This is a genomic window from uncultured Dysgonomonas sp. (genome assembly GCF_900079725.1).
Classification (GTDB): domain Bacteria; phylum Bacteroidota; class Bacteroidia; order Bacteroidales; family Dysgonomonadaceae; genus Dysgonomonas.
In genome coordinates this window covers 730105-751559 of sequence record NZ_LT599032.1, presented here as the reverse complement: position 1 = coordinate 751559, position 21455 = coordinate 730105, and the positions used below count along the sequence as shown (strand labels likewise).

Genomic DNA, 21455 nt, shown 5'->3' with positions numbered 1-21455 from the left:
CAGTTTAAGTATATATTTATACGTAACGTTATCTTAACGAAACCTTAATGATGATACAAAGCTGTTTTCAAATCTTTACGCTTTACTTTGCATAAAAAATCAGGAAATCGATATGAAACAACTTTATTTTATTTTCAGCCTCATTATCTTACAAGTCCTTACGCCTTGTTTTGCCCAGGAAAAAGACTCCGTAGCTTTCAAACCATCAGGCAACATCATAGCCCGAGGATTTTTGGATTACAGCACCGGATTCGGACATGTAAACAAAGAGAAAGGGTTCGACATTACCCGCGCATTTTTGGGATATGGATACAAATTCACCCGGACAGTTCAAGCTCAGGTGATTATCGACGGAGCATCCGGAAAAACATCTACCGACGGGCTTGAAGTGCATCTGCGCAATGCTTTTGTAAACTGGAACGACAAAGGTTTTAATATTAATGTAGGTCTTACCGGACTGATGCAGTTCAGCATCCAGGAAAAATATTTTATGCACCGCTATGTGATGAAGTCGTTTCAGGATCTCAATAAAATGGCTCCCAGCGTAGATCTTGGCATCACTGCAGAATATACTTTTAACGACTATATTTCTGCCGACTTCAGTCTTACCAATGGAGAAGGATATAAGAAAGTAAAGAAGGACAATAGCATGCGCTATGCAGCAGGATTGAGCTTGCACCCGATAAAGAACATTATCCTCAGGGTTTACGCAGACATATATAACGATGATGAGACTCAGCGCGACGCCTTGCCCACCGGTATAACAGACGCTAAATACAAAGACCAGTACTCATTGTCTCTCTTTGCGGGTTATCAGGATAAGAAAATATCGGGAGGTGTGGAATATAACAGGGTTTACAACAAAGGTTTTATAGACAAAAAAGACTATTACGGTTATTCCGTCTATGCATCGGCGAAGGTAGCTCCAAAATGGAGGACATTTGCCCGGTACGATTTGATGGACTCGTCCAATCCTGATAATTTTACCTCTCCATGGAATAGCCTCGATGGTCAACTTATGATGATAGGTGCAGAATTCCGGCCATTGAAACAATTGAAAATTGCACCCAACTTCCGCAATATAAATGCAGACAGAGGTAAAGCAGAACAGTATTTCTTTATAAACTTAGAGATTAATTTGTAAGATTTCTGATACACAAAAATAATCTTGAACGCTCATTTTTATGGGCGTTTTTTTCTTGCGTATATAGTTACTTGGGGCCTGTTTCAATTGATATTCTGCTACATAAAATCATTCTCGGAATTATTATAAAGGAATGTTTCCAATCTTAACCGTTTCGTAACAAATCCTTAGTCCGTTTGTTATAATAACATAATAATATTGCATCAGAATTTAAAAGCAAAAGGAAATGAAAAAAGTTTTATTATTTACAGCAATCACATTAGCTATCGCACTAAGTTCCTGCGGAAAGAAGGAATCGGCATTATCCGGAGCCGGGGCTACATTCCCCGCACCATTCTACAACATAGTGTTTAAAGAATATGCAAAAATAGGTAGCCCTGTTACTTATGGAGCTATCGGTAGCGGCGGTGGTATCCGTAGCCTGAAAGACCAGACTGTAGACTTCGGTGCAACCGATGTATTCTTATCCGATGCAGAGCTTAAAGATATGGGTGCAGATATAGTACATATACCTACAGCACTAGGTGGAGTTGTACTGGCTTACAATCTGAAAGATGTAAAAGAACTGAAACTGACAGCAGATATTATATCAGACATTTACAGAGGTAAAATTACCAAATGGAATGATGCAAAGATCAAAGAATTGAACCCTACGCTCAACTTACCCGACAAAGGTATTACAGCAGTTTACCGCTCGGATGGCAGTGGGACTACATCTGTATTCTCCGAATACATGTCGAAAGTAAACGAAGCATGGAAAACAGAGATAGGTGAAGGCAAATCGTTGAAATTCCCTGTCGGTATTGCAGCTAAAGGCAATCCGGGTGTAGCAGGTATCATTGCCGAAACAGAAGGAGCAGTAGGATATATAGGCTCTGAATATGCGCTGGCGCTAAATATGTCATCGGCCCTATTACAAAACAGTGCCGGGAACTTTGTCGCTGCTGATACCAAAAGCATCTCTGCATCTGCTAATGTAGACATACCAAGCGATACACGTGTAGTGATCACCAATTCTCCAAATCCTGAAGCATATCCAATCAGCACATTTACATGGATCATAGCCTATAAAGAGCAAAATTATAACGCAAGATCTGAAGTTCAGGCTAAGGCTTTGGCAGGTCTGTTGAGCTACATTATCAGCTCCGAAGGACAAGATATCGCAACAAAAACACACTATGCTCCACTTCCGGCAATAGCATTGGAGAAAACAAAAGCTATCATCGAATCGATGACATACGATGGGAAAAAAATAGAGACTTACCAATTGTCTGTAGCAAAAGGAGCAGCCCACTAAGGTCTCTCCATACTTCCTCAAAGGGGAGGTTTACAAAGCGAAGAATAACAATATGTTGATAAAAAATCAAATTTTACACTTCGGGTTTACCAAAGTCCCCCTCGGGGGATTTAGGAGGCTACAATCTCTACATAAATGAAAGATAAAATATTTAAAGCCATATTATTCATTGCAGCCTGCCTGATAATATTACTCACAGCAGGGGTTATATACGGGCTGGTGAGCAAGAGTATCGGGGCATTCTCCGAATTTGGATTAGGCTTTATCACCTCTACAGAATGGGATTCACGGAACGATGTATACGGAGCACTGCCTTTCATTGCAGGTACAATGATGACATCTATATTAGCCCTGCTGTTTTGCATCCCCTTCTCTCTCTCCGTAGCATTGTTTAATGGAGAATATTTCAGAAATAAGAAAATATCGACAATAGTAAGTTCTGTCGTAGACCTGCTTGCAGGAATACCGTCGATCGTGTATGGGTTGTGGGGTTTTTATACCCTGCGCCCTATACTGATTGATATGGGTGTGAGCGATCAGGGCTTCGGTATATTATTATCATCCATCGTTCTGGCTATTATGATTATTCCTTATGCTTCATCACTTAGTGCCGAGTTCATAGCTATGGTGCCTAACGATCTTAAAGAAGGAGCATACAGCCTCGGTGCTACCAATCTGGAAGTAATAACCTCCATAAATTTGCCTGTTGCAGGGTCGGGTATATTCGCTTCCTATGTATTGGCATTCGGACGTGCCTTGGGAGAAACAATGGCCGTAACCATGCTGATAGGAAACACCAATAACATACCTACCGGTATATCAGATACCGGAAATTCAATGGCAAGTATCATCGCCAATCAGTTTGGAGAAGCCAGTGGACTGAAATTAAGTTCATTAATGGCTATCGGCTTATTGCTGTTCCTTATCACAGCATGTATCAATTTTGTAGCCAAGTACATCATGAAAATGGTAAATAAATGAAAAAGAAAAAGAGATTGACATCCACTGCCAAATACAGGCTGACGAAGAGTAAAATATTCTTCTTCGCTGTTTGCACCTTGTCGGCTATCACAATGATTCCTCTTTTTCTTATCCTCTGGGAACTAGTAAAAAAAGGATATAAACAGTTCAATCTAAGCTTGTTTACGGAAGTAGCACCTACCTCTATGGAAGCCATGCTCGCCCGTATCAGCGACAGCCCTATACCGGGTGGGATACTGAATGGTATCACCGGTACATTGCTTATTCTGGCTATTGCAATTGTAATAGCTATCCCCATCGGGATAATGGTGGGCGTCTACCTTGCCGAAAACCCGAAAAAACGGATGGCAAGTTTTGTGCGCAGCCTCAGTGACTTGTTGCAGGGAATACCGTCGATAGTCATCGGGGTGGTAGTTTATATATGGATCGTTATCCCCATGTCGGGTTATTCGGCACTGGCAGGTAGTATTGCCCTCGCCATAATGATGTTGCCGATGATAATACGTTCCACCGAAGAAAGTATAAAGATGCTGCCGACATCATTAAAAGAAGCCGGACTGGCACTGGGCGGTTCATACACCACTGTTGTGTTGCGGGTATTATTACCTTCGGCATTTAGCGGGTTGTTTACCGGATCGCTACTGGCCATATCCCGTGTGATGGGCGAAACCGCCCCTCTGTTGGTTACAGCCTTAGGTGCATCTACCGTAAACTGGGATGCTACCAGTCCTACAAGTGCCATATCCTTACTGATATGGGAATTTTACAACGATCCTAATCTTGCAAATCTGGTATGGTCTTCATCCTTACTACTCCTCTTGTTTGTATTGGGTATTAATCTTTTCGCAAAAAGTATAGCAAAAAAATGGAAAATACAGTAAATTTGAACGAACAATATATACTGGAACTCAAGGATGTATCTGTTTCATATACTCCCGGCAAAAATGCGGTGAATATGGTAAATGCAGGTATCAGGGAGAATACGGTTACAGCCATCATGGGACCGTCGGGCTGCGGTAAAAGTACGCTTTTGCGCGCTATAAACCGTATGCATGAATTATATCCCGACATAAAGACAACGGGTGAGATACTGCTAAAAGGACAGAGTATATTCGATATGAACCCAATGAAAGTGCGCCGCCGTGCAGGAATGGTATTCCAACGTCCGAATCCATTTCCTACGATGAGTATCTATGATAATGTTATTGCAGGATATAAACTAAATAACATAAAGTTGGGCAAAACAGAACGTGACGAAGTCGTAGAAAGCAGCCTCCGTAGCGTAGCTCTCTGGGATGAGGTGAAAGATTCAATGAATAAGAAAGGAACATTCCTTTCGGGAGGACAGCAACAACGCCTGTGCATAGCGCGCGCACTGGCTTTGAAGCCCGAATTACTATTGATGGACGAACCGACTTCGGCTCTCGACCCTATATCGACCAACAGAGTGGAAGAATTGATATTTGAACTAAAGAAAGAATATACAATAGTAATCGTTACGCACAATATGTCGCAGGCAGCCCGCTTATCGGACAATTCGATGTTCATGTATCTGGGTGAACTGGTAGAATATGGTACTACCAAGCAGATGTTTACCAAGCCGAAAGACAAGCGTACGGAGGATTACCTGACAGGGGTATTCAGTTAATATGCCAATCCGGAAATTAGCAAATGTGAAAATTGAAAAATAATTTGCTAATATGCTAATTTACTAATTTTCAAATCATAATTATGACAACAAATATAAAAGCCAAACAATTAGAACTTCTGCTCCACGACTTCGAACTATTGTCGCGGACAGCCATGATACAGATGCAGATAACCACCAAACTGCTCAATGACAATACAATCGAATCACTTTATGAGGAAGCCGAATCGAACGAAATAATCATGGACAGGCTGGAAATAAAAGTTCGTGAAGAAGTGGTATTCACCATTTTTCAGTTCAATCCTATTGCTGCCGACCTGCGTAAAATAATAACCTATCAGGATTTGACTACAAATCTGGAACGCATAGGTGATATGCTGTTGAATATTATTCATTTTCTGAAAAAAGTAGATTTGTCCACTCCTTATTTTGAAGAAATTAAGAAGATCATTCATAAGATGGTGCAGTATACAAGCGAAATGCTCCGTAACGCCATATTCTCTTTTTCGAACGAAGATAGTCATATGGCATACCAGGTAATAGAAGATGATGATAAAGTTGATGAATTATATCATCAAATAGGCTTATCTTTACAAGAGACTTTTGCCGACAAAAAGCTGAGCAAAAAAGAGATACAGAATATGATAAATGTAAACTCCATATCTCACAACCTCGAACGCATTGGCGACAGTGCTACTAACATTGCTGAGGCCACTATTTATTTAACCGAAGGAAAAGATATCAGGCATGGAAACAAACAATAAGAATATATCTATTTTGATAGTAGACGATGAGCCGGATATCCGCGAAATCCTGCAATTCAATCTGCAAAATGAGGGTTATGATATAGACCTTGCCGAATCGGCAGAACAGGCTGCAAAGATGTTAACCCCTAAGCACCGGTTGATATTACTGGATGTGATGATGGGAGGAATCTCAGGATTTAAATTCGCCGACCAGTTACGAAAAGACGGAAATAATATTCCTATTATTTTCCTTACGGCAAAGGATACTGAAAATGATATGCTGACAGGCTTTTCTATCGGAGGGGATGATTATATATCCAAACCGTTCTCTATAAAGGAGGTTGTAGCCCGCGTAAGAAGTGTGCTGAAAAGGACAGAAAACCAAAATAGCGCAGCAAACAAAAATATACTGACAGTGAACAATCTGGAGATAGATTTCGATACGAAAACCGTTTCTGTAGACAAAGAAGTAGTAGAACTTACCAAAACCGAGTTCAATATATTGGTATTGCTTGTGCAAAACACAGGCCGCATATTTTCACGTACCGATATATTGGATAAGGCCTGGAAGGACGACGGCATTGTATTGGAAAGAACCGTGGATGTACACATCGCACGTCTCAGGAAAAAGATTGGTACTTATGGCGATTATATCGTAAACCGTACCGGATATGGATATACATTTAATTTGCAAAACAAATAGCCCCTCCTGCTATCCCCCTGGGGAGGAAAGCAAAGAGGAAAAAATATAGAAACATTAAAATAGCCCCTCCCTCGGAGGGGTTGGGGAGGCCATAATTATGAAACTGACTTACAAGCAACGGATATTCTCCTACTTCTTTATCATATTTGCACTATTCACGGTGTCTATTATTATATTCGAACAGAAGGAGGAAAAGGCACAACGTACAAAGGCCCTGGAAGACAGGCTCGACAATTATGCCGAGATGATACATACATATATAGAAATGCGTCAGTTGAAAGATAGCGACATGGTACATATAGATACACTTGCCTATATATTACCTGAAGATATCCGTATCAGTATTATAAATACGGAAGGAAAAGTTACTTTCGACAAGGATGTTAAGGATATCAGTACACTGGACAATCATCTCGACCGTCCCGAAATACGCAATGCTTTGTATCAGAATACAGGTTCCAATATCCGGATGTCAGCATCGACCAAACACGAATATTTATATTACGCCAAGCATTATAAAGAATACTATGTACGGGTAGCCCTGCCATATACCATAGAGACAAAAGGTATGCTTAAAGCTGACAATTTCTTTATATATATTGTCATCGGTATATTTGTCATAGTACTGATTTTACTCAATTATGCAGCAGGACGATTCGGAAAATCTATTTCACAGCTAAAAGCTCTGACTACAAAGATAAAAGATGACAAGCCGCTGACAGAGAAGATAGAATTCCCTGACGATGAGTTGGGTGAAATCGGCAAACAATTGGTAACCATACTCAAACAGAAAGAAAACAGTAAGCGCGAAATAGAAGTAGAACGGGAAAAACTGATACAGCATTTCCAGTTTTCACATGAAGGTATTTGTATTTTCGACAAAGAGTTTAAGAAAATATATGCCAATACACATTTCTTCCAGTATTTCAATTTTATTGTAGACCAGCCTGTTTTCAATCTGGAAGCTATTATCAAAGAAGAAGTATTCGATCCTGCAATAGCCTTTATCAGTAAACGCACGAAGGATGAAAACTTCCATACGTTCCAACTGAAAAAGAACGGGAAAACTTTCTCTATCCAGACAATTGTTTTCGAAGACGACAGCTTCGAGATTACAATAAAAGACATTACACGTACAGAAAAAACACGCCTGCTGAAACAGGAGATGACAAACAATATCGCCCATGAACTGAGAACTCCTGTAACAAGCCTGCGAGGATATCTTGAGACACTGGACTCTCAGAAACTGGAAGCCTATAAGCAGGCGCAGTTTATTCATAGGGCTCACCAGCAGACCATTCGCCTGTCGAACCTGATAGATGATGTAAGCCTTATCAGTAAAATAGAAGAAGCTCCTGCGCAGTTTAAACTGGAGAAAGTGAATCTGGCACAACTCGTGGATGAAGTCAGGATAGATTTAACTGACGGACTGGCAGCTAATGATATAAAGCTAAATGTATCCATCAAAGACGACCTGACTATAGACGGCAATTATACCCTGCTCTATTCTATCTTCCGCAACCTTGTAGATAATTCGATAAGCTACGCCGGGCAGCATATAGAGATCAATATCAAAAACTATATGGAGGATAATGAATATCTGTATTTTAGCTTCTGCGATACAGGGCGGGGTGTTGACGAGCAATACCTGGCAAGGCTTTTCGAACGTTTCTACCGTGTTAACGAAGGGCGCACACGCGATACGGGCGGTTCAGGCTTAGGCTTATCTATTGTAAAGAATGCTGTTCTGTTCCATAAGGGAGAGATACAGGTTAAAAACCGAGCCGAAGGAGGATTGGAGTTCTTCTTTACATTGAAAAAATAGTAAATAATAATTATTATAATAAATATAAAAGCATGGAATATTTTCCATGCTTTTATATTTATAGAAATTCGGGAATGTAAATCAGGAGTTAAGAAGTAGCAACTTTCTCACATTTTCAGTTTTTACAATTTTGATATTTAATTGCAAAATAAACTTCTACTATACTATTTCAAAGAGCACTTTCTCTCAGGTGATATATAGATAAATAAAAAAGATTTGATCTTATATGGTCAAAATTGCATTAATCTAAAATGTGAACCATATTAAGTGTTACTATATAGAGAACATTTAACAGATTAAACTTATCATAGAATTATTAAATGTCATTCTTTTTTTATTCCTTTGTTGTGGAAACGATTTCAAAAAAATAAGCACGCACAATAAATGAGATATGTATATATAATATTAGGGTTTATATCTCTAGGTCTTGGTTTGTTGGGTATAGTTACACCGGGTCTGCCTACGACTCCTTTTATTCTTCTAACGGGTGTCTTATTTGCCAAAAGTTCACCGCGCCTGCATCAGAAACTAATGGACCATAAGTTGACAGGTAAATATATTCGCCGTGTCAACGACGGGTTTAGCTGGAAAGGATTAACTATTTCTATTGGGATTATGTGGTGTATGATCTTCTTCACGGCATTTGTCGTATTTGGCAATGGTACCATGCGCTTTGTAATGCTGGGCTTAGGCCTGATTGGCACTATTTCCCAGATAATAGTTCTGAGTAAAAAGAAAAGAAAGAAAGCGTTGTTGATGCCGATAGATTTACCTGATAATAACGTAGGTGGAGAGGATGACCTTAAGGTATCCTGAGAGCTTTAAAATATGTATATTTGTGTTATAAAATATATACGCTTTCCTTTGATTTTATGCGATATTTCTGTTCCTTTGTAAGAAGGGCTGTCGGAAAGGAGATTTTATATAGTTTACAATAGATGATTTTATAAAAGATATCTGTATTGTGTTGATATACAAAATTCTGAAATGAATTAACAATTGCCGGAGCCAAATCTTGGATTGCAAATCGACGTAAGTCAAATAGAATTTATATAATAGATAAGTTATGGAAAATAGAAATGAACAGGACAATCAAATACAGATAGAGTTGCCGGAAGATGTAGCTCAGGGTACATATTCAAATCTGGCTATTATAGCCCATTCTTCATCCGAATTTGTTATTGACTTTGTTCGTATTCTGCCCGGACTACCAAAGGCAAAAGTAAAATCACGTATAATATTAACACCCGAGCATGCCAAGCGTTTGCTATATGCGTTAAATGAAAATATCAACAGGTTCGAAGCCCAAAACGGACCCGTATCTGCCGATAATTCGGCCGGATTTCTTCCGCCGATAACAGGACCAATAGGAGAAGCATAAAGTTATATTTTTAACTAATAAATAAAAGATTCTTATGAAAATCGGAATTCCTAAAGAGCTGAAAGCTTTTGAAAATCGGGTAGCAGTTACACCGGCAGGTGTGTATGAGTTTGTTATTGAGGGACATGAAGTGTTTGTACAAAACGGAGCCGGCGTAAGTAGCGGTTTTACCGATTTGGACTATACGGAGGCCGGAGCTACCATTCTTTCCAGCATCGAAGAGGTTTATGCTATCGCAGATATGATTGTGAAAGTAAAAGAGCCGATAAAAGAGGAATATGACTTGGTAAGGGAAAATCAGATTGTATTTACTTATTTCCATTTTGCATCCAGCCTTGAACTTACTAAGGCAATGATAAAAAGTAAGGCAATCTGTATAGCTTATGAAACAGTTGAATTACCAGACCGTTCTCTGCCTCTGCTTGTACCTATGAGCGAGGTTGCCGGTCGTATGGCTATTCAGGAGGGAGCACGTTTTCTCGAAAAGCCGCATTTGGGAAAAGGAGTTCTCTTAGGAGGAGTACCGGGAGTAAAACCGGCACATGTAATTGTAATCGGGGGTGGTATTGTAGGTGCGCAGTCAGCTAAGATAGCAGCTGGAATCGGAGCCAGAGTAACCATTCTGGATAAGAGTTTGCCTCGCTTGCGCTACCTGAGCGATATTATGCCCGCAAATGTAACTACCCGCTACTCGGATGCGCATACAATCAAGGAGTTGTGTAAAGATGCCGATCTGATTGTCGGAGCAGTCCTGATTGCCGGAGATAAAGCTCCGCAGGTAATATCGAAGGATTTGCTGAAAACGATGCAGGCAGGAACAGTATTGGTCGATGTGGCAATAGATCAGGGTGGATGTTTCGAAACTTCAAAACCAACTACACATCTCGACCCCGTATTTGTTATTGATGATGTAGTACATTACTGCGTTGCAAATATACCGGGAGCCGTGCCTATGACTTCTACTTTGGCTCTGACAAATGCGACATTCCCGTACGCCCTTAGTATTGCCAACTTAGGCTGGGAAGAAGCTTGCCGTCAACATAAAGATTTACGGAAAGGACTGAACATTCTCAAAGGTGATATTGTTTACAAAGCCGTAGCTCATACATTCGGCCTTGAATATAAAGAATATTGATATCGGTAATGCAAAGTGAAAAACGGAGAGTAATAGATGAAACCTGAAAAGTATTTTTCACTTTTCGTTTTTCACTTCTACTAATAAATAATAGAAATCCTCATATATTTACTAATATAAAACTAATATTTATGGAACTACTAAGTACATCGTTAATAGACTGGTCTAGAGCCCAGTTTGCTATGACTGCAATGTATCACTGGTTGTTTGTTCCTCTTACCCTCGGGTTAGGAGTGATAATGGCAATCATGGAGACAATGTATGTGCGTACAGGTAACGAGCAGTGGAAAAAAACCGCAAAATTCTGGATGGTAATTTTTGGTATCAACTTCGCTATAGGGGTTGCTACAGGTATTATCATGGAGTTTCAGTTTGGTACCAACTGGTCTAACTACAGCTGGTTTGTTGGCGATATTTTTGGTGCGCCATTGGCCATTGAGGCCACCTTGGCATTTTTCCTCGAGGCCACCTTTATTTCTATTATGTTCTTCGGATGGAAGCGGGTTGGTAAAAAAGCTCACCTGACAGCGACATGGTTAACTGTTACAGGGGCAACACTTTCTGCCTTATGGATACTTATAGCAAATGCATGGATGCAATATCCTGTAGGTATGGAGTTCAATCCGGATACTACCCGTAACGAGATGATCAGTTTTTGGGATATAGCTCTATCTCCTGTAGCTATCAACAAATTCTTCCACACGGTTCTTTCGGGCTGGATACTGGGTGCCGTATTCGTAGCCGGAATAGCTGCGTGGTATTTGCTGAAAAAGAGAGATACAGAATTTGCGAAACAGAGTATGAGAGTTGCAGCAGGATTTGGATTGGTGTCGTCACTTCTTATTGCATGGACAGGACATGGTTCGGCTCAGCAGGTAGCAGATAAGCAACCTATGAAACTGGCCGTAATGGAAGGCCTGTATGAAGGTGGAGAAGGAGTGGGGCTTATTGCCTTTGCTATACCTAATCCGGCAAAAGAGTCATATAATGACGGGGTAGATCCGTATTTAATAAACATAAGCATACCGAAAGGCTTGTCATGGCTTAGCTTTGGCGAATTAGACGCATATGTTCCCGGGATAAAAGATATAATTGAAGGTGGATATAAAGAACCAGACGGTTCTACAGCACTTTCGTTTACAGAAAAGCAAATAAAAGGAAAAGCCGCTATTCAGGCATTAGCCGATTATAAAAAGGCTAAAAAGGAAGGAAATGAAGCTGCAGCCAATGAATATAAAGAAACATTGAAGGCTAATTATTCATATTTCGGATACGGATATCTGGAAACTCCGGATCAGCTGATACCGAATATACCATTAGTATATTGGCCATTCCATATCATGGTTTATCTTGGTGGCTGGTTTGTATTATTGTTCGTTGTACTATCATTCTTTGTGTATAGGAATAAAGATATTGAAAACAGGAAATGGCTTCTATGGGCATGTCTGTGGACTATCCCTTTGGCCTACATTGCAGGTCAGGCCGGCTGGATGGTCGCCGAAATAGGACGTCAGCCTTGGACTATACAGGATGTATTACCATTGCAGGCAGCTGTTTCTGCTATTTCCGTTAAATCGGTAATGATATCCTTCTTCTTGTTTCTGGCTCTGTTTACAGCTTTGCTTATTGCAGAGATTCGTATTATGTTCAATCAGATTAAAAAAGGTCCGGAGGACTCTCACTAATTAAGATTTTAAGATTTAATAATTTCAAGATTTCACGATTAACCTCAAGAAATCTCTAAAAGATATAAATATGGATTATTCATTTTTACAACATTATTGGTGGTTCCTCATATGCCTGATCGGAGGTCTTTTCGCATTCCTTCTATTTGTTCAGGGCGGGCAATCGATGCTCTTCTCTTTGGCTAAAGACGAAAAAGAGCGCATGATACTTGTTAATGCTTTAGGGCGCAAGTGGGAATATACATTTACTACTCTTGTTACTTTTGGAGGGGCTTTGTTTGCATCTTTTCCATTATTCTATTCTACCAGTTTCGGTGGGGCATATTGGGTATGGATGGCAATCCTGTTCTGCTTTGTATTGCAGGCCGTGTCATACGAGTTCCAGTCCAAACCGGGCAATTTATTCGGGCGTAACACATATCGTTGGTTTTTATTTACTAATGGTCTACTTGGTACGTTCCTCGTAGGTGCAGCTTTGGCTACTTTCTTCACCGGTTCGGATTTTACTGTGAATAAAGAGAATATGACCGATGTGATAAACCCTGTTATCAGCCGGTGGGGAAGTGAATGGCATGGCTTGGAAGCTTTGGCCAATCCTCGCAACTGGCTGTTAGGACTGACAGTGTTCTTCCTCGCACGTACACAGGCTTGTTTGTTCTTTATCAATCGTCTTCAGGACGAAAAGTTGGTAGACCGTTCACGCAAGTTCTTATTATATAACTGTGTTCCATTTGTAATATTTTTCTTAGCTTTTGTTATCTGGGCATTTATTGCTGACGGATTTGCTGTAAATCCTGATACAAAAGAAGTATTTATGGAGCCGCACAAATACCTTAATAACTTGATAGAGATGCCTGTTGTAGGTATTGTATTTGTTGTAGGAGTTCTTCTTGTACTGTTTGGTATCGGCAAAACATTATTGACGAAAGGTTATAATTGTGGCATTTGGTTTACAGGAGTAGGCACAGTGCTGACTGTATGTACATTGCTTCTTATTACCGGATTTAATAATACTGCTTATTATCCTTCTGCAAGCGATCTTCAGAGTTCGCTGACATTGGAGAATTCTTCATCAAGTGAATTCACTTTAACAGTGATGAGCGTTGTTTCCATCCTTGTTCCGTTTGTTCTCGCATACATTATCTATGCATGGAACTCTTTGGAAAAGAAACGCTTCGATGTGAAAGATTTGAAAGACGACGGACATGTGTATTAATCTGTAGCACTAAATAAAAAGAAATGGGATACTATTAAAGTATCCCATTTCTTTTTATTTAGTATTGCCGGATCTGTCCGGTTAATCTCAAAGAACATTTGGAAAACAAAAAAGGAAGCTAATTTTAGCTTCCTTTGTATTTTATACTCCTGATAAAATTATGCAGGGTGAATTGCTTCAGTTGGACATGCATCAGCACAAGTTCCACAGTCTGTGCAAGTATCTGGATCGATCTTATAGATGTCGCCTTCTGAAATTGCGTTTACCGGACACTCATCAATACAAGTACCGCAAGCAATACAATCTTCGTTAATTACGTAAGCCATGATTTTCGATTTTTAATATTATTACTAACTTTGATGTAACAAATATAAAGAGTTTTTTTTGTCAGCCAAAATAGATAATGTTAGATATTATAAATAATTCATCATTTTTATCTATCTCTTGTTTTGGGTTGTTTGTTAATTAATTGTATTATAGTTTATTATATTTGTGTTATTTGTTCGTAAGGCCATTTGACGACTTGCTTATTTTGACTCTTTCTAAGTAATGATTAATACTGTTTTTTAGTATAATAACGGCTGTAGATCTACGTTTTATAAAAAAAGGATTCTGTATTGAAAACGAAAACATATATATTTATTTTAGTAGCCTTGTGTTTTACTTTTGTAGACGCTGTTCAGGCTCAGACACGTAAGGCTTTAAATCAGCCGTTTGCAGATCAGAAGATGTACCATCTGGGCTTTTCGATAGGTATCAATGCTCCCGATCTGATATTTTCGCATACAGGCTATGTGGGTGAAAACGGTGAAGCATGGTTTGCCGAAATACCCTCTTACTCTGTCGGATTTAGTGTAGGTATGATAGGAGACAGGTATCTGAATGAATATTTCAACCTCCGTTTATCCCCCAGCATGCATTTGGGCGAAAGACGCTTCGTATTCAGAGAACAGTCTTCCGGCGAAGAATATACCACATCATTGAAGGCGAGTTATCTCACTGTGCCTTTACACCTGAAATTCAGTGCGCCGCGTATGGGAAATTATCGCCCTTATGTATTGGGCGGTGCTTATGCAGCTTTGGATATTGGCTCTAAAAATGATCAGGCAGTACGTTTTAAAAAGATGGATTACGGCTTAGAGTTTGGTGTGGGATGTAACATCTATTTACCACTGTTTAAACTGTGCCCGGAATTACGATTCTCATTCGGTTTGGCCGATTTGATAAACAAAGACAAGTCTGATATAACAGACAGAGAGATGCTCAAATACAGGGACGCAATATCTTCCGGAAAATCACGTATGATTTCACTTATCTTCAATTTTGAATAATTAGCTATTGCATATATGAATTTAAGATACCAAACTGATTGCCGGGGTGTATCCTGGGAAAGGGTTCGTCATTTACTGGATATCGTTGGCATGTCTACAGTAGATGTGGATAAGCACCGGATTTCTTTTGAGGCGAGCCATTCTGTAATTTTTGTTTTCAATGATACTGTGCTTATTGGATTTGGGCGTATGATATCCGATGGGGTACGGCAGTCTGCACTTTATGATATTGCAGTAGACCCGGCTTATCAGGGACATAGAATAGGACAGGAGATAGTGACGCGGCTAATGTCGGTTACTCCTGGTTGTAATTTTATATTATACGCCTCTCCGGGGAAAGAAGGATTTTACAAAAAGCTGAACTTCAAGAAAATGAAGACGGGTATGGCTTATTTTATAAATCCCGAAAGAATGATTGACGGAGGTTTTGTAGAAAATGAATAATACAGAAAAAAAGACGGTGACAAAGATGATAAAGATATACTGTGCTGCCAGGCATGGTACATCAGAAAGCTTGTGTGCCGACTGCTTGCAGCTCAATGAATACGCCATGGACAGGCTGGAACGCTGTACCTTTGGTGAAGATAAACCTACATGCCAGCAATGCCCTATCCATTGTTATAGACCCGATATGAAACTGCGAATGCAGGAAGTCATGCGCTACTCCGGTCCACGTATGATATTCTCTAGCCCTATGTTGGCGATAGTCCATCTTGTAAAAGGTATGAAGCCTGCAAAGAAGATATCACATAAATAAAAAAAGCTGCCGAAATTTAATCCGACAGCTTTTTTGTAGTATATAAAAGTGTGTATATGCTTATTTCACTTCTTCAAAATCTACATCAGTAACATCGTTATCACCGTTTTTCGGCTGCTCCCCGGCATTTCCTCCGGCTTGTTGGCCAGGATTTGCTCCAGCCTGATTATACATTTCCTGACTTAGATTCTGGAACAAGGTATTCAGTTCGTTCATTGCTGTATCTATACCCGCCAGATCCTGAGCTTTGTGAGCATCTCTCAGCTTGTTCAGGGCACCTTCGATAGGGGCTTTCTTGTCAGCCGGGATTTTATCTCCAAGTTCGTTCAATTGCTTTTCTGTTTGGAAAATCATAGAGTCTGCCTGATTCAACTTGTCTATCTTTTCCTTTTCTTTCTTATCAGATTCAGCATTGGCAGCAGCTTCATCTTTCATCTTCTGGATTTCAGCATCGCTTAGTCCTGATGAAGCCTCGATACGGATCGATTGTTCCTTACCTGTAGCTTTATCTTTTGCCGATACACTCAGGATACCATTGGCATCGATATCGAATGTCACTTCTATCTGAGGCTCGCCACGACGGGCTGGCATAATCCCATCCAGGTTGAATACACCGATTTGTTTGTTATCTCTGGCCAGCGGACGTTCGCCCTGTAGTACATTAATCTGTACTGACGGTTGATTATCTGCTGCTGTAGAGAATGTTTCACTCTTTTTGGTCGGTATTGTTGTGTTCGACTCAATCAGTTTGGTCATCACACCACCCATAGTTTCTATACCAAGAGATAGCGGAGTCACGTCTAATAAAAGTACGTCTTTTACTTCACCTGTCAATACACCACCTTGTATGGCAGCCCCTACAGCAACCACTTCGTCCGGATTTACACCTTTAGAAGGAGTTTTACCAAAGAATTTTTCAACTTCGGCCTGTACAGCAGGTATACGTGTAGAACCACCCACCAGGATAACTTCATCAATATCAGATGCAGAATATCCGGCATCAGTCAATGACTGACGGCAAGGATCGATACATTTGCGTATCAGGGTATCGGCCAGTTGTTCGAATTTAGCACGTGTCAATGTTTTTACCAAGTGTTTTGGTATACCATTTACCGGCATTATATATGGTAAGTTGATCTCGGTAGATGTTGTACTCGAAAGCTCGATTTTTGCTTTTTCGGCAGCTTCTTTCAGACGTTGAAGAGCCATTGGGTCTTTGCGAAGGTCAAGTCCTTCTTCTTTCTGAAACTCTTCTGCCAGCCAGTTGATAATTACCTGGTCGAAGTCATCACCGCCAAGGTGTGTATCACCATTAGTAGATTTCACTTCAAATACACCGTCACCCAGTTCCAGTATAGAAATATCGAATGTACCACCACCAAGGTCGAATACGGCGATTTTCATATCTTTATGAGCCTTATCCAGACCGTAAGCAAGGGCTGCGGCTGTAGGTTCATTAACAATACGTTGTACTTTAAGTCCTGCAATTTCTCCGGCTTCTTTTGTAGCCTGACGTTGCGAATCGCTAAAATATGCAGGTACAGTGATAACAGCATCCGTTACTTCCTGTCCGAGGTAGTCTTCTGCTGTTTTCTTCATTTTCTGAAGAATCATAGCCGAAATTTCCTGTGGAGTGTACAGACGTCCGTCAATATCTACACGTGGAGTGTTGTTGTCCCCTTTTACTACTTTGTAAGGTACACGTGTAACTTCTGTCTGAACCTGATCCCAGGTTTCACCCATAAACCTTTTTATGGAGTATATTGTTTTTTCAGGATTTGTGATAGCCTGACGTTTAGCAGGGTCTCCTACTTTACGTTCGTTTCCTTCAATAAATGCTACAACAGAAGGGGTCGTTCTTTTTCCTTCGTTGTTAGCGATAACGATAGGTTCGTTACCTTCCAACACGGCAACACAAGAGTTTGTGGTACCTAAGTCAATTCCAATTATTTTTCCCATTTTAGTTTATTATATTTATTTGTTTTTTAATTCTAATTGATCTTTTTTGCGCTTTGCAGCGACACTATCTGTTATTCAAATGCTGTGCCAAAGTGATATTTTTTTTGAGAAAATATGAAATATGACGATTTGTCAGAAATCTTTATTGATTAAAAAGTCTGAATCTATGCGGTAAGGAGACAATGTGTATTGTCTGGAAAAGTATTTTTAGTAGAGGAGATAGAGTAACTTTACCATTAGCTGTTTTAGTGGCCCCGGTTATTCGGTCTAAGGATATAAACTCATTTATAAAGTACTCACTATTTCCCTCTGTGCCCTGAGGAATCTGAGGCGTTGTTCTTCCCCACTTTCGGATATTAACGTGGAAACTCTTTTCAGTGATTGAACTCTTTCCTTTATCTTGTCCAGTGTACGTTTATCGAGGGCTACTAAGTAATTTAGGGCGAAAGCATTTATCATGCTAAGATGCAAATACTCTGTGTCCAGATAAGCATATCCCGTGTCGGAGGTAATATCGGATATATATATTTGTATTTTGTTCCCGTTTTCGAAACGGCCAATTGCAGTAATTCTTTCAATGAAATTTAATAATTCCTCAAGTTCATTTTTTAATAACAAGACATCTTGGGCATTGATAAGTTCAATGTTTGAAAAATATTTTATTTCCTTAACTATGCTTTGAAAAATAGTACTATCCCATATATATGATGTATTTGCAATATTCATAGTTTCATTTACACAATCTCTGCATAATTTATACAACCTATCGGGAAATTCCATTTCATGGAAACTTTTTATAGCATCGGCCTTTTCATTGAGGTACATCCACCTGAACGAACTGTATTTTGTTAACAAATAATGTTTGTGAGATGGAAATTGAGGAAACACATTGGAAGTGAATACCTGTTCGGCCTTCGGATCTGTTTTTGAGAATTTAAGCACATCGATATATTCTTCCAGCATTTTATAATCTATATCCCGAAGATTATAAAAACGTTGGGGTTTTAATTCAAAAATCAGATTTTCGAAAGGGGCTAGGTTTATAATTGAATCTAATGATATCTGAAACTTTCGGGCTATGAGTGCAGCCTCATATAGTGTGAATGAAACTTCTCCGCGCAATCTTCTGTATGCAGCCTCTTTACCTATAAATAATATATCGGTTAAAATATTGGCCATATTAGCATCTTTGGGTAGCTTGCGCTTGATTGCGTCGAGCAATCTGTTACATAGTATCTCCGGGCTTGTCATGTTTTATTTAATCGTTAACTTGTTGTTGCAACGTCCAGTCAATGGTAGTTGCAATCGCACTATATAATCCTTCACATTTGTGTAATTGTTAAAACAAATGTAAAGCATTTTTTTATAATAAGATAATATTATTAATCTAATTGTCGCTGGATACTACCAATTTGATTATTAGTTACCTGCCAGGGAACGGAGAATTCATTATTCTATTTCGGACTAATAGAAACTTTTTGTAAATTTGGATTACGATAATTTCAACAAAAATATGAGCCAGCCATTAGCAGAACGTTTGCGTCCACGTACCCTGGACGAATATATAGGACAAAAGCATCTTGTGGGTGAAGGTGCTATCCTGCGCAAGATGATAGAATCGGGACGAATACCTTCTTTTCTTCTTTGGGGCCCTCCCGGAGTAGGGAAGACGACATTGGCCCAGATTATTGCCAATACGCTGGATACTCCTTTCTATACATTGAGTGCGATAAACTCGGGTGTAAAGGATGTACGTGAGGTGATAGAACAGGCTAAAAAGAGTCAGTTCTTCAATACGAAAAGCCCTATTTTGTTTATTGATGAAATCCACCGTTTTTCAAAATCACAACAGGATTCGTTGCTCAATGCAGTGGAAACAGGTGTGATTACATTGATAGGCGCTACAACGGAAAATCCTTCGTTTGAAGTTATACGGCCATTGTTGTCACGTTGTCAGGTGTACGTTTTGCAATCCTTGGATAAGGATGACCTGATCGAACTGGCTCATCGTGCCGTGACGCAGGATATTATACTTAAAGAACGGAATATCGAATTACAGGAAACCAATGCATTGCTTCGCTTTTCGGGAGGTGATGCCCGTAAACTGTTGAATATACTCGATCTGGTAACAGGCGCGGATGTGAGTGACAAAATTGTCATAACGGATAAGCTTGTGACAGAACGCTTACAGGAAAATCCGGCGGCATACGATAAAGGAGGTGAGATGCATTATGACATTATTTCAGCCTTTATCAAGTCTATCCGGGGTAGTGACCCCGATGCGGCTATTTACTGGCTGGCGCGGATGGTGGCCGGGGGGGAAGATCCGAAATTTATCGCCCGGCGGTTGGTTATCTCGGCGGCGGAAGATATAGGGTTGGCAAATCCTAATGCCCTCTTACTGGCGAATGCATGCTTTGATACTTTGCAGAAGATTGGCTGGCCGGAAGGCCGGATTGTCTTAGCCGAAGCCACCGTGTATTTGGCAACTTCACCAAAAAGTAATTCTGCATATATGGCTATAGATGAGGCTATCGCATTGGTGAATGAAACGGGTAACCTGCCGGTTCCGTTGCATTTGCGTAATGCACCGACCAAGCTTATGAAAGAACTGGATTATGGCAAAAACTACAAGTATGCCCACAGTTTCGAGAATAACTTTGTACAGCAGGATTATGTGCCTAAAGAAATAAAAGGACGCCAATTCTGGAAGCCGCAGCAAAACGCATCGGAGAGCAAAATTGTGGAATGGCTGAAAAAATTGTGGAAAGACAGGTATTGAACAATGTGCCGATGAAGTATAAGACGGTAAAAGAACTTTGTAAATGATGAAGAAAGCAGTAATCAGAATATGTGCGATTTTATTATCACTCTATATATTACTGTGTGGATTCTTTTACTTTTTTCAGGAAAAACTGATTTTTTACCCAACAAAACTTGATAATAATTATACTTTCCGGTTTAAGCAGGATTTTGAGGAAATATATTTAAAAGCGGATGATGGGACATCATTGAATAGCCTTCTGTTCAAAACAGAAAATCCCAAAGGATTGATTTTCTATCTGCATGGCAATGCCGGGGCTCTTGATTCATGGGGACACTTGGCTTCTGTGTATACGGATTTAGGCTATGATGTATTCTTTCTCGATTACAGGGGATTCGGCAAAAGTAGGGGCGAGATTGACAGCCAGAATCAATTATTCAGCGATATTCAGCTCGCTTATAATGAAATGAAGAAGCGATATGATGAAGACCGGTTAATTGTACTGGGTTTTTCTATCGGCACGGGGCCAGCCGCAAAGATTGCATCGGTAAATAACCCCCATATGTTGATTTTGCAGGCTCCTTATTATAGTCTTACGAATGTGATTCAGGATATTTGCCCTGTTATCCCCAGTTTTCTGGTCAAATATAAGTTGGAAACATATAAATATGTCAGTGAATGTAAAATGCCTGTTGTCATCTTTCATGGAAATAAAGATAAGGTGATAAACTATAATAATTCCATGAAATTGAAGCCTGTATTGAAAGATTCGGATTTGCTTATTACATTAGAAAACGAAGAGCACAATGGTATAACCGAAAATGAAGTGTACAGGGAGGAAATAAAGAGGCTACTTACAAAATGACGTAGAATTTTATAGAAT

At 39.8% G+C, this 21455-nt stretch carries 21 protein-coding genes; 18 read left to right on the top strand and 3 right to left on the bottom strand.

The window, feature by feature from the left end; genetic code table 11:
- The first annotated feature begins 112 nt into the window (after nt 1-112).
- From QZL88_RS03285 to cydB, 13 genes are all read left to right on the top strand, one after another.
- Nucleotides 113-1144 (top strand): hypothetical protein, encoded by a 1032-nt coding sequence (locus QZL88_RS03285; protein ID WP_296938601.1) that lies wholly within the window; start codon nt 113-115, stop codon nt 1142-1144.
- 226 nt (nt 1145-1370) lie between these two features.
- Complete coding sequence (gene pstS / locus QZL88_RS03280; protein ID WP_296938600.1) at nt 1371-2441, top strand: phosphate ABC transporter substrate-binding protein PstS; 1071 nt, start codon at nt 1371-1373, stop codon at nt 2439-2441.
- A gap of 135 nt (nt 2442-2576) precedes the next feature.
- Complete coding sequence (pstC, locus tag QZL88_RS03275; protein ID WP_296938599.1) at nt 2577-3422, top strand: phosphate ABC transporter permease subunit PstC; 846 nt, start codon at nt 2577-2579, stop codon at nt 3420-3422.
- On the top strand, nt 3419-4303 hold the full coding sequence (pstA, locus tag QZL88_RS03270) for a phosphate ABC transporter permease PstA (RefSeq protein ID WP_296938598.1): 885 nt from the start codon (nt 3419-3421) through the stop codon (nt 4301-4303). The genes pstC and pstA overlap by 4 nt, the downstream gene beginning before the upstream one ends.
- Nucleotides 4288-5070 (top strand): phosphate ABC transporter ATP-binding protein PstB, encoded by a 783-nt coding sequence (gene pstB / locus QZL88_RS03265; RefSeq protein WP_296938597.1) that lies wholly within the window; start codon nt 4288-4290, stop codon nt 5068-5070. The genes pstA and pstB overlap by 16 nt, the downstream gene beginning before the upstream one ends.
- 83 nt (nt 5071-5153) lie before the next feature.
- Entirely contained in the window at nt 5154-5834 is a 681-nt protein-coding gene (gene phoU / locus QZL88_RS03260) for a phosphate signaling complex protein PhoU (protein ID WP_296938596.1), read from the top strand.
- On the top strand, nt 5818-6519 hold the full coding sequence (locus tag QZL88_RS03255) for a response regulator transcription factor (protein WP_296938595.1): 702 nt from the start codon (nt 5818-5820) through the stop codon (nt 6517-6519). The genes phoU and QZL88_RS03255 overlap by 17 nt, the downstream gene beginning before the upstream one ends.
- Before the next feature lie 97 nt (nt 6520-6616).
- A complete protein-coding gene (locus tag QZL88_RS03250) occupies nt 6617-8344 on the top strand; it encodes an ATP-binding protein (RefSeq protein WP_296938594.1) in 1728 nt (575 codons plus the stop codon).
- A gap of 384 nt (nt 8345-8728) precedes the next feature.
- Nucleotides 8729-9160: a YbaN family protein gene (locus QZL88_RS03245; protein ID WP_296938593.1), complete on the top strand. Its 432-nt coding sequence runs from the start codon at nt 8729-8731 to the stop codon at nt 9158-9160.
- Nucleotides 9161-9410: 250 nt separating this feature from the next.
- Nucleotides 9411-9725, top strand: coding sequence for a DUF3467 domain-containing protein (locus QZL88_RS03240; protein ID WP_291110643.1), 315 nt, complete (start codon nt 9411-9413; stop codon nt 9723-9725).
- 34 nt (nt 9726-9759) lie between these two features.
- Nucleotides 9760-10860 (top strand): alanine dehydrogenase, encoded by a 1101-nt coding sequence (ald, locus tag QZL88_RS03235; protein ID WP_296938592.1) that lies wholly within the window; start codon nt 9760-9762, stop codon nt 10858-10860.
- Between the two features lie 131 nt (nt 10861-10991).
- On the top strand, nt 10992-12545 hold the full coding sequence (locus QZL88_RS03230) for a cytochrome ubiquinol oxidase subunit I (RefSeq protein WP_296938591.1): 1554 nt from the start codon (nt 10992-10994) through the stop codon (nt 12543-12545).
- A gap of 70 nt (nt 12546-12615) precedes the next feature.
- Nucleotides 12616-13761 (top strand): cytochrome d ubiquinol oxidase subunit II, encoded by a 1146-nt coding sequence (gene cydB / locus QZL88_RS03225; protein WP_296938590.1) that lies wholly within the window; start codon nt 12616-12618, stop codon nt 13759-13761.
- A 158-nt stretch (nt 13762-13919) separates the two neighbouring features.
- Here cydB and QZL88_RS03220 read toward each other — a convergent pair whose 3' ends face one another.
- A complete protein-coding gene (locus QZL88_RS03220) occupies nt 13920-14087 on the bottom strand; it encodes a 4Fe-4S binding protein (RefSeq protein WP_006799560.1) in 168 nt (55 codons plus the stop codon).
- Between the two features lie 291 nt (nt 14088-14378).
- On the opposite strand from QZL88_RS03220, the gene QZL88_RS03215 reads away from it, so the two are divergent.
- Genes QZL88_RS03215 through QZL88_RS03205 form a run of 3 tightly spaced genes read left to right on the top strand, consistent with a single transcriptional unit; the run spans nt 14379 to nt 15849 of the window.
- Nucleotides 14379-15092: a porin family protein gene (locus QZL88_RS03215; protein ID WP_296938588.1), complete on the top strand. Its 714-nt coding sequence runs from the start codon at nt 14379-14381 to the stop codon at nt 15090-15092.
- 15 nt (nt 15093-15107) lie between these two features.
- Nucleotides 15108-15536, top strand: coding sequence for a GNAT family N-acetyltransferase (locus QZL88_RS03210; protein ID WP_296938587.1), 429 nt, complete (start codon nt 15108-15110; stop codon nt 15534-15536).
- Nucleotides 15529-15849 (top strand): nitrous oxide-stimulated promoter family protein, encoded by a 321-nt coding sequence (locus tag QZL88_RS03205; RefSeq protein WP_296938586.1) that lies wholly within the window; start codon nt 15529-15531, stop codon nt 15847-15849. The genes QZL88_RS03210 and QZL88_RS03205 overlap by 8 nt, the downstream gene beginning before the upstream one ends.
- Before the next feature lie 60 nt (nt 15850-15909).
- Here the strand turns inward: QZL88_RS03205 and dnaK are convergent, their stop codons facing one another.
- A complete protein-coding gene (dnaK, locus tag QZL88_RS03200; RefSeq protein WP_296938585.1) occupies nt 15910-17808 on the bottom strand; it encodes a molecular chaperone DnaK in 1899 nt (632 codons plus the stop codon).
- A 285-nt stretch (nt 17809-18093) separates the two neighbouring features.
- A complete protein-coding gene (locus QZL88_RS03195; protein ID WP_296938584.1) occupies nt 18094-19059 on the bottom strand; it encodes a helix-turn-helix domain-containing protein in 966 nt (321 codons plus the stop codon).
- Between the two features lie 262 nt (nt 19060-19321).
- On the opposite strand from QZL88_RS03195, the gene QZL88_RS03190 reads away from it, so the two are divergent.
- Nucleotides 19322-20590, top strand: coding sequence for a replication-associated recombination protein A (locus tag QZL88_RS03190; protein ID WP_291110626.1), 1269 nt, complete (start codon nt 19322-19324; stop codon nt 20588-20590).
- A gap of 43 nt (nt 20591-20633) precedes the next feature.
- Nucleotides 20634-21437: an alpha/beta fold hydrolase gene (locus QZL88_RS03185; RefSeq protein ID WP_296938581.1), complete on the top strand. Its 804-nt coding sequence runs from the start codon at nt 20634-20636 to the stop codon at nt 21435-21437.
- Nucleotides 21438-21455 lie beyond the last annotated feature (18 nt).

Bases quoted from the DNA above. Each gene is read 5' to 3' on its own strand.
- QZL88_RS03285 (WP_296938601.1), top strand. From the start codon at position 113: ATGAAACAACTTTATTTTATTTTCAGCCTCATTATCTTACAAGTCCTT.
- pstS (WP_296938600.1), top strand. From the start codon at position 1,371: ATGAAAAAAGTTTTATTATTTACAGCAATCACATTAGCTATCGCACTA.
- pstC (WP_296938599.1), top strand. From the start codon at position 2,577: ATGAAAGATAAAATATTTAAAGCCATATTATTCATTGCAGCCTGCCTG.
- pstA (WP_296938598.1), top strand. From the start codon at position 3,419: ATGAAAAAGAAAAAGAGATTGACATCCACTGCCAAATACAGGCTGACG.
- pstB (WP_296938597.1), top strand. From the start codon at position 4,288: ATGGAAAATACAGTAAATTTGAACGAACAATATATACTGGAACTCAAG.
- phoU (WP_296938596.1), top strand. From the start codon at position 5,154: ATGACAACAAATATAAAAGCCAAACAATTAGAACTTCTGCTCCACGAC.
- QZL88_RS03255 (WP_296938595.1), top strand. From the start codon at position 5,818: ATGGAAACAAACAATAAGAATATATCTATTTTGATAGTAGACGATGAG.
- QZL88_RS03250 (WP_296938594.1), top strand. From the start codon at position 6,617: ATGAAACTGACTTACAAGCAACGGATATTCTCCTACTTCTTTATCATA.
- QZL88_RS03245 (WP_296938593.1), top strand. From the start codon at position 8,729: ATGAGATATGTATATATAATATTAGGGTTTATATCTCTAGGTCTTGGT.
- QZL88_RS03240 (WP_291110643.1), top strand. From the start codon at position 9,411: ATGGAAAATAGAAATGAACAGGACAATCAAATACAGATAGAGTTGCCG.
- ald (WP_296938592.1), top strand. From the start codon at position 9,760: ATGAAAATCGGAATTCCTAAAGAGCTGAAAGCTTTTGAAAATCGGGTA.
- QZL88_RS03230 (WP_296938591.1), top strand. From the start codon at position 10,992: ATGGAACTACTAAGTACATCGTTAATAGACTGGTCTAGAGCCCAGTTT.
- cydB (WP_296938590.1), top strand. From the start codon at position 12,616: ATGGATTATTCATTTTTACAACATTATTGGTGGTTCCTCATATGCCTG.
- QZL88_RS03220 (WP_006799560.1), bottom strand. From the start codon at position 14,087: ATGGCTTACGTAATTAACGAAGATTGTATTGCTTGCGGTACTTGTATT.
- QZL88_RS03210 (WP_296938587.1), top strand. From the start codon at position 15,108: ATGAATTTAAGATACCAAACTGATTGCCGGGGTGTATCCTGGGAAAGG.
- QZL88_RS03205 (WP_296938586.1), top strand. From the start codon at position 15,529: ATGAATAATACAGAAAAAAAGACGGTGACAAAGATGATAAAGATATAC.
- dnaK (WP_296938585.1), bottom strand. From the start codon at position 17,808: ATGGGAAAAATAATTGGAATTGACTTAGGTACCACAAACTCTTGTGTT.
- QZL88_RS03195 (WP_296938584.1), bottom strand. From the start codon at position 19,059: ATGACAAGCCCGGAGATACTATGTAACAGATTGCTCGACGCAATCAAG.
- QZL88_RS03190 (WP_291110626.1), top strand. From the start codon at position 19,322: ATGAGCCAGCCATTAGCAGAACGTTTGCGTCCACGTACCCTGGACGAA.
- QZL88_RS03185 (WP_296938581.1), top strand. From the start codon at position 20,634: ATGATGAAGAAAGCAGTAATCAGAATATGTGCGATTTTATTATCACTC.